Source organism: Ensifer sp. SSB1 (assembly GCF_016652895.1).
Taxonomy (GTDB): Bacteria; Pseudomonadota; Alphaproteobacteria; order Rhizobiales; family Rhizobiaceae; genus Ensifer.
In genome coordinates this window covers 1-7,158 of record NZ_JAEPRP010000259.1, presented here as the reverse complement: position 1 = coordinate 7,158, position 7,158 = coordinate 1, and the positions used below count along the sequence as shown (strand labels likewise).

Here is a 7,158-nt window from a genome sequence, read left to right as displayed (position 1 = left end):
TCACCGGCAGGCCATGCCAGTCCGGGAAGAAGGTCTGCAGGAATGTCTGGTCCGTGCGCGGCCAGAAGGCGTCGGGGGCGTCCAGGCGGGCGAGCATCTGCGTGAATGTCGCCAGTGACGGTTCGGCGACGAAGACGCCGGAATTCAGCCGGTGAAAGTCGGCGAGGCTTTCATAGACATTGGGCGCGGCAGAGAATTCCGGGTAGGCAAACAGCCGGTCGATGTTCTTGAGCACGATCGCGTCGGCGTCGATGAAGACACAGCGTCGGTATTCGCTAAGCTGCCAGAGTCGGAGCTTGCAGAAATTGTCGAGCGGCGAGTGAAACTCCGGTTTGCGGCCCTTGGTGAAGGGTGCTTTCTCATGCACGTTCCGGCGCTGATGACGCGCGTTAAAGGCGTCGGAGAGTGGCAACAGGTCGGTCTCGACCAGGCGGCATTGGAATTCTGCAAGCGGCGCCAGTGCTTCGATCGAAACGCCGCCGGTGTGGAGCACGACGATATCCGCCCTGGTGCCTGTGAGCCGGATGGAGCGCGCGAGCGCGCGGGCGCCGAGCGCATAGTCGGTATTGGTGACGAGCGTCACGTAGGCATGGTCGGCGGAAGGCGGCGAGGAGGGGCAGAGCCCCTCCGAAGGATCGTTCGATGTCATGAAACGGATTTCAGCCGCTTGCCCTCTGGGTCGTGGTTGATCAGCGGCGCGATGTCCTTGGTCCAGGCGGAGACGGCGGGCACGCGCGTTCTGTCGACACGATAGGCGAATTTCTTCGCGACATCGACGATTTCCGACAGAAGCCCGTCCTGCAGCCGTGTTGGGTTGAGGCCGAGCGCCAGGAATTTCTCGTTGTGGACGACGAGTTCGTTCTCGGCGGCTTCCTTGCGCGGGTTCGGCAACCAGGCGATCTGCGCGCCTGATATCGATGCGATCATCTCAGCGAGGTCGCGCACCCGGTGGGTCTCGGTCATCTGGTTGAAGATCTCGACGCGGCTGCCGCGGGCCGGCGGGCTCTTGAGCGCCAGTTCGATGCAGCGGACCGAATCCTGGATATGGATGAAGGCGCGCGTCTGGCCGCCGGTGCCGTGTACGGTCAGCGGATAGCCTATTGCCGCCTGGATGAGGAAGCGGTTCAAGACGGTGCCGTAGTCGCCGTCATAGTCGAAGCGGTTGATCAGCTGCGGGTGGCGGCGCGTCTGCTCGGTGTGGGTGCCCCAGACGATGCCCTGGTGAAGATCGGTGATCCGCAGGCCATCGTTCTTCGCGTAGAACTGGAAGAGCAACTGATCCAGGCACTTGGTCATGTGGTAGATCGAGCCGGGATTGGACGGGTAGAGGATTTCCTGGCTGACGGTCTCGCCGCCCATCGTCTCGATGCCGACAGGCAGGTAGCCCTCCGGAATGGCGGCACCGATGGTGGAGTAGCCGTAGACGCCCATGGTGCCGAGATGAACCAGATGGGTATCCAGCCCGAGTTCGACCAGTGCATTCAACAGGTTATGCGTGGCGTTGACGTTGTTGTTGACCGTATAGTTCTTGTGGCGGTCGCTCTTCATCGAATAGGGGGCGGCGCGCTGCTCGGCAAAATGCACGATCGCATCCGGGCGATGCTCGGCCAGCCAGTTCTTGAGCAGTTCGTAGTCGCGAGCAAGATCGATCAGGTTGAAGTGGATGCGGCGGCCGGTTTCGGCGTGCCAGATGCGGGTGCGTTCCTGGATCGAATCCATCGGTGTCAGCGATTGCACGCCGAGTTCCGTATCGATCCAGCGGCGCGAGAGATTGTCGAGAATATGAACGTCGTGGCCGGCATCGGACAGGTGAAGGGCCGTGGGCCAGCCGACGAAGCCGTCGCCGCCAAGGATCGCGATCTTCATGCACGTTCTCCAGATCGAGAAGGAAGTCCGTCACGTGATAGGATAGGATTGTGACAACGCTGCAATGCTTGCAAATGGCATTTTGTTCCTGCACAGGAATCGGGAATTCTTGTCGGAGAAGAGCATGTCCCTGATTTCGCTCGCAGGCGAACTGACCGAAAACGGCCATCGGCTGATCCAGCGCGTCTATTACGAAGACACCGATTTTTCCGGCGTCGTCTATCACGCCAGATACCTGCATTTCATGGAGCGCGCGCGCACCGACTTCCTGCGGCTGCTCGGTGTCGAACAGGCGACGCTGGCGATCGAGGGCGACACCGAAGGCCTAGTCTTCGTCGTGCATCGCATGGAGATCGACTTCAAGCTGCCGGCGCGCATGGACGATATCCTGACGATCACCACGGTCACGGAGAAGGCCGGCGGTGCCAAGATGGTGTTGCAACAGGAAATCCGCCGCGGTGAGCAGTTGCTGATCGCCGCCAAGGTGATCATCGCCGTCATCAACGGCCAGGGCCGCCCGCGGCGGCTACCGGAGGCGCTGGCCTACAAGTTCCAGCATGCGAAAGAGAGTGCCGGCTAGCCCGGCACGGCTGCGGCAAACAAGGCTCAGTCCGGCTCGTTCACCCCGAGCTTGTCCATGATCTTTCTGGTCAGGGACTGCCTGACCTTTGTCAGGTCCTGCCAGGGATCCGTCCCGCTTTCGAGCCGTTCGAGAATGTCCGGGATCCGGAACCCATTGGCGGCTTCGAGGGCGGTAAGCTCGCTCCAGCTGATGGGCGTGGCGACGGGGCCGCCGGCCCGCACTCGGGTGGAGTAGGGGGCGATCGCGGTCGAGCCGCGTTCGTTCCTCAGCCAGTCGATGAAGATGCGCCCCTTGCGCTTTTCCTTCGACATCGTGGCGATGAACCGGCCGGGCTCGCGATCGGCAAATCCTTGCGCAAAACTCTTGGCGAATGCCTTGGCTTGCGGCCAGGTTGCCCGGGCCGTCAGCGGCACGATGACATGCACACCCTTTCCGCCAGTGACCATGGGAGCCGATTTCAGCCCGATCTCATCGAGCGCATCGCGCAGGACCATGGCCGCACCCTTGACCAGTTCGAAGTCGAGACCTTCATCAGGATCAAGATCGAAGACCAGTCGATCGGGGCTTTCCAGCTTGTCGACGCGCGATCCCCATATATGGAACTCCAGCGTGCCCATCTGGACGGCGGCGACCAATCCCTTGGCATCGCGCACATACATGTAGTTTTCCGTCTCGCCTGAGCTTTCCGTGATCGCGACTTCCTTGATCTCGTCGGGAAATCCGTCGCCTGCATGCTTCTGGTAGAAGCGTGGCCCCCTGACGCCCTGTGGGGCACGCACGAACGAGAGCAGCCGTTCGGCGGCATAGGGCAGCATGCGGTCGGCAACCACCGCGTAGTAGCGGGCGAGGTCCAGCTTGCTGATCGCTTGGCCCTCGAACAGGATGCGGTCCGGGTGAGTGATGCGCACGCCGAGAACGGTTTCGTCGGACGAGGCTTGCTTCGCGTTTGCCGGCTTTGTCGCTTTGCTCTGAGGTTTCGTTGCAGCTTTCGTCGTTTCGGCTGTCACGGCCTTTCCCTCCTTGTCCTCCTCTTTGGAGGCACAGACGTGCTTCTTCGTTTCGCCCTTTCCCGAGGCGATCTCGTCCATGGTGCGGCCGGTGGCGACACTCGTCTGGTGATCCTCCAGCAAAGCCTCGCCATCCCGCGAGGCGACGTCGTCAAGCTCCTTGATCAGCAGCCAGTTCTCGCGCTTTTCGCCCGGTCGCGGGCGCATGCGCACCAATGCCCATCCGCCCTGCATGCGTTCGCCATGCAGATTGAACGTCAGCTTGCCGTCGCGCAGTCCCTGATTGGGATCCTCGTCCGGCTCCCACCAACCGGTGTCCCACAACATGACGGTGCCGCCGCCATATTGCTTCTCTGGGATCGTTCCTTCGAAATCGCCATAGGCAAGAGGATGATCTTCGGTTCTGACTGCAAGCCGCTTGTCTTCCGGGTTGAGGCTCGGTCCGCGGGTCACCGCCCAGCTTTTCAGCACGCCGTCCCACTCCAACCGGAAGTCGTAGTGCAGACGCGTGGCGTCGTGCTTTTGCACGAGGAAGCGCTTGCGACCCGAGCGGTTGCGACCGGGGTTGCCTTTGGGTTCGCGGGTCAAGGCGAAGTCGCGGCGCTTGTTGTATTCGGCGAGCGGGTCACGGCGTGCGGCCATCACCCGCCTCCGCCCAGGCGATATGGGCGATGTCGCCGCTTGTGACGATGGGAACCGGATCGGCGATGATCGCCTGAAGGACTTCGGCCGACAGCACCCCGTGGGCAAGCGCGTCCTCCAGGGCTGCGCGGGTCTCGCGCTCGGCCCTGAGTTCGGCATAAAGCGCCAGGATCAGTCGGTCCCGCGGATCGAAATGCGGAGAGGAAGAGCGTTTGTCGCGCTGTCGTGTCGTCTGATCGGCCATGGCGAAGAAACGTGCCTGACTGACGTAAGTTCCGGCAGCCAAGTGATACTGCAAAGACACAGCACGGTAACGGTTGCTTAACCATAATGGTGTCTTAATCACTGCATCAGGATTTGTGCAGTGCACGTCATCCTTTGACCAAAATTGACGGCAAGAAGGCAACCTAAAGCTAATTAAGGTCGCGATGGTGCGATCTGCGGCGGTGCCGGGCACTCTTGCAAACAGGACGTTTGGGCTACCCGGTCACGAGCATGAACCGCTCTTGCCGGGTGTTTGGATTCGGGGACTGAAGACGATGGAACAGGTTGGATTGGCCGCTGCGACGCACGATGTGACCCTCTGGTCGCTGTTCATGCAAGCGGGCTTTGTCGTGAAGCTGGTCATGCTGGGGCTGATTGCCGCCTCGGTCTGGACCTGGGCGATCGTTGTCGACAAGACGCTGAACTACGGCCGCGTGCGCCGTCAGCTCGACAGCTTCGAGCAGGTGTTCTGGTCCGGCCAGTCGCTGGAAGAACTCTACCGGACGCTCGCCGACAGGCAGACCGCTGGCATGGGAGCGATCTTCGTTTCCGCGATGCGCGAATGGAAGAAGAGCTTCGAGCGCGGGGCCCGGTCGCCGATCGGCCTGCAGATGCGTATCGACCGCGCCATGGACGTGACGCTCGCACGGGAATCGGAATCGCTGGAGGCCCGCCTCGGCTCGCTTGCAACGATCGGTTCGGCTGCACCCTTCATCGGCCTCTTTGGTACGGTCGTCGGTATCATGACCTCCTTCCAGGCGATCGCCGGCTCGAAGTCGACCAACCTTGCAGTCGTGGCGCCCGGTATCGCCGAAGCGCTGCTCGCCACCGCGATCGGCCTTCTCGCCGCTATCCCGGCGGTTATCGCCTACAACAAGTTCTCCGCAGACGCCGGCAAGCTGTCGGCACGCATGGAAGCTTTCGCCGACGAGTTCTCTGGCATCCTGTCGCGGCAGATCGACGAGAAGCTGCAGAACCCGCGCCAGGCCGCGCAGTAATCGCCAGAGAATACGGAGACCACGCTGATGGGTATGTCGGTTGGCGGAGCCAAAGGTTCGGGCGGCGGTCGTCGTCGTCGCGGCGGCAAGAAAGCCATAATGAGCGAAATCAACGTCACGCCGTTCGTCGACGTCATGCTCGTGCTGCTGATCATCTTCATGGTGGCGGCACCGATGATGACGGTCGGTGTGCCGATCGATCTGCCGGAAACGCAGGCCAAGGCGCTCAATTCCGATACGCAGCCGATTACCGTTTCGGTCAACCCGGCCGGCGAGATCTACCTGCAGGAAACGCCGATCGCGATCGATGAGGTCGTGCCGAAGCTCGAGGCGATCGCCACCACCGGCTACAACGAGCGCATCTATGTGCGTGGCGACACCAACGCCGACTACGGCACGGTCATGAAGGTCATGGCCCGCATCTCGGCTGCAGGTTTCAAGAACCTCGGCCTCGTCACGCTGCAAGAACAGGAAAAGTGATCGTCCACGATGAAGGGCAGTCTCGCTACATCTGCTGTCCTCCACGCCCTGGTTCTGACCTGGGCGATGGTGTCGCTCGGCAGCCCGGCTGACTTCCAGGTCGCCGACGTCGAGGCTCTGCCTGTCGACATCGTTCCCTATTCGGAAATGACGCAGGTACAGCAGGGCGACAAGAAGGCTCCGAAGAAGGAGACGTCGTCACCGGTGCCGACCAAGCGGCCGGAGACGAACCAGCCCGCCGAGAACGTCGGCGACAACGATACCGACCTGAAGACGCCGCCGACGCCGAACGCCAAGCCGTCGAAGAGCGAAGCCACGGCCTCTCCGCAGAAGAACGAGAAGCCCGAGCCGACGCCTGATCCGGTCGAACAGGAAATCAAGAAGGTCGAGGAGACCAAGCCGGCATCCGAACCTGCGACTGAAGTCGCGGCGCTGCCGGAGCCCAAGCAGGAAGTGAAGCCGGAGACGAAGCCCGATCCGGCGCCGGCCGAAGAAAAGCCGGCCGAGAACCCGGAAGCCGAAGCGCTGCCCGAAAAGGTGCCGACCCCGGCGGCCAAGCCGAAGGTTGAAAAGCCGGCCCAGAGCGCCAAGACGCCTGAACGCAAGAACGAGGCAACGCCGAAGGAACAGAAGAAGGCGGCCTCCACTGAAGATAGCAAGTTCAACGCCGACGAGATCGCGGCCCTGCTCAACCGGCAGGATCCGTCTGCTGGCGGCGCAAAGCGCTCGACGCAGGAGGCTGCTCTTGGCGGCAAGAAGACGATCGGCGTGGGCCTCAGCGCCAACGAGATCGATGGCGTCAAGGGTCAGATCCAGGGCAACTGGTCGCTGACGCCCGGCCTGACCGGCGTTCAGGAAGTCCGCGTCTCGATCCGGGTGCAGTTGGATCCGGCCGGCAACATCGTCGGTACGCCCGAGGTCACTGCAACTGGCGGGCCTGAGGGAACGCGCCGCGCTGTTGAAAGCAGCACGCTGCGCGCGCTCCGTCGCTCGTCGCCTCTACAGAATCTGCCACCTGAAAAATATGATGGCGAAAAAGGATGGAATACCCTCGTGCTGAACTTCGATCCCTCGGAATTCGCACTCTAGAGCTGCCGGGAATGGAACCATGCCGGATAGCCAACACTACCGCACAAACCCTTCGTATTAAGCTGAAAGGCTTGTCTCAATGATCAAGGTCTCTCTTTTCCGTGCCCTGATGGTGGCCGCGGGCATGTTAGCCGCGGTTGTCGCGGCGACACCGGCGAACGCCGTCGTCGAAATCAACATCAACAAGGGTAATGTCGAACCCCTGCCGATCGCGATTACCGATTTCCTT

Annotated in this window: 8 protein-coding genes and 1 pseudogene; 5 read left to right on the top strand and 4 right to left on the bottom strand. The window is 61.9% G+C overall.

Going from position 1 to position 7,158, the window contains the following annotated elements; genetic code table 11:
- Positions 1-649 (bottom strand): glycosyltransferase (locus I8N66_RS35010; protein WP_291164426.1); only part of this gene is annotated, 649 nt, incomplete at its 3' end.
- The gene (locus I8N66_RS35005) at positions 646-1,866 is read right to left on the bottom strand and encodes an NAD-dependent epimerase/dehydratase family protein (protein WP_113540902.1); all 1,221 of its coding nucleotides are present in this window, start codon (positions 1,864-1,866) and stop codon (positions 646-648) included. The genes I8N66_RS35010 and I8N66_RS35005, both read right to left, overlap by 4 nt.
- A gap of 124 nt (positions 1,867-1,990) precedes the next feature.
- Between I8N66_RS35005 and ybgC the strand changes: the two genes are divergently transcribed.
- Positions 1,991-2,446 carry a tol-pal system-associated acyl-CoA thioesterase gene (ybgC, locus tag I8N66_RS35000; RefSeq protein ID WP_113540903.1) on the top strand — a complete coding sequence of 152 codons (456 nt, stop codon included), beginning with the start codon at positions 1,991-1,993 and terminating at the stop codon, positions 2,444-2,446.
- A 26-nt stretch (positions 2,447-2,472) separates the two neighbouring features.
- Here ybgC and ligD read toward each other — a convergent pair whose 3' ends face one another.
- Both ligD and I8N66_RS34990 read right to left on the bottom strand, forming a co-directional pair.
- Entirely contained in the window at positions 2,473-4,098 is a 1,626-nt protein-coding gene (gene ligD, locus I8N66_RS34995) for a non-homologous end-joining DNA ligase (RefSeq protein ID WP_291164420.1), read from the bottom strand.
- Positions 4,082-4,342 (bottom strand): hypothetical protein, encoded by a 261-nt coding sequence (locus I8N66_RS34990; protein ID WP_113538643.1) that lies wholly within the window; start codon positions 4,340-4,342, stop codon positions 4,082-4,084. Before I8N66_RS34990 ends, ligD begins: the two co-directional genes overlap by 17 nt.
- Positions 4,343-4,637: 295 nt before the next feature.
- Between I8N66_RS34990 and tolQ the strand changes: the two genes are divergently transcribed.
- The 4 genes and pseudogenes from tolQ to tolB form a co-directional block, all read left to right on the top strand.
- The gene (gene tolQ, locus I8N66_RS34985) at positions 4,638-5,360 is read left to right on the top strand and encodes a protein TolQ (protein WP_113538644.1); all 723 of its coding nucleotides are present in this window, start codon (positions 4,638-4,640) and stop codon (positions 5,358-5,360) included.
- A gap of 27 nt (positions 5,361-5,387) precedes the next feature.
- Positions 5,388-5,840 carry a protein TolR gene (gene tolR, locus I8N66_RS34980; protein WP_112807350.1) on the top strand — a complete coding sequence of 151 codons (453 nt, stop codon included), beginning with the start codon at positions 5,388-5,390 and terminating at the stop codon, positions 5,838-5,840.
- A 9-nt stretch (positions 5,841-5,849) separates the two neighbouring features.
- Positions 5,850-6,929 (top strand): hypothetical protein, encoded by a 1,080-nt coding sequence (locus I8N66_RS34975; RefSeq protein ID WP_113538645.1) that lies wholly within the window; start codon positions 5,850-5,852, stop codon positions 6,927-6,929.
- A 79-nt stretch (positions 6,930-7,008) separates the two neighbouring features.
- Positions 7,009-7,158 (top strand): annotated as a pseudogene (gene tolB, locus I8N66_RS34970) (Tol-Pal system protein TolB); the annotation flags it as partial.

Excerpts from the sequence above, each read along its gene's own strand:
- tolR (WP_112807350.1), top strand. The coding sequence starts at position 5,388 with ATGGGTATGTCGGTTGGCGGAGCCAAAGGTTCGGGCGGCGGTCGTCGT.
- I8N66_RS34990 (WP_113538643.1), bottom strand. The coding sequence starts at position 4,342 with ATGGCCGATCAGACGACACGACAGCGCGACAAACGCTCTTCCTCTCCG.
- I8N66_RS34975 (WP_113538645.1), top strand. The coding sequence starts at position 5,850 with ATGAAGGGCAGTCTCGCTACATCTGCTGTCCTCCACGCCCTGGTTCTG.
- I8N66_RS35005 (WP_113540902.1), bottom strand. The coding sequence starts at position 1,866 with ATGAAGATCGCGATCCTTGGCGGCGACGGCTTCGTCGGCTGGCCCACG.
- ybgC (WP_113540903.1), top strand. The coding sequence starts at position 1,991 with ATGTCCCTGATTTCGCTCGCAGGCGAACTGACCGAAAACGGCCATCGG.
- ligD (WP_291164420.1), bottom strand. The coding sequence starts at position 4,098 with ATGGCCGCACGCCGTGACCCGCTCGCCGAATACAACAAGCGCCGCGAC.
- tolQ (WP_113538644.1), top strand. The coding sequence starts at position 4,638 with ATGGAACAGGTTGGATTGGCCGCTGCGACGCACGATGTGACCCTCTGG.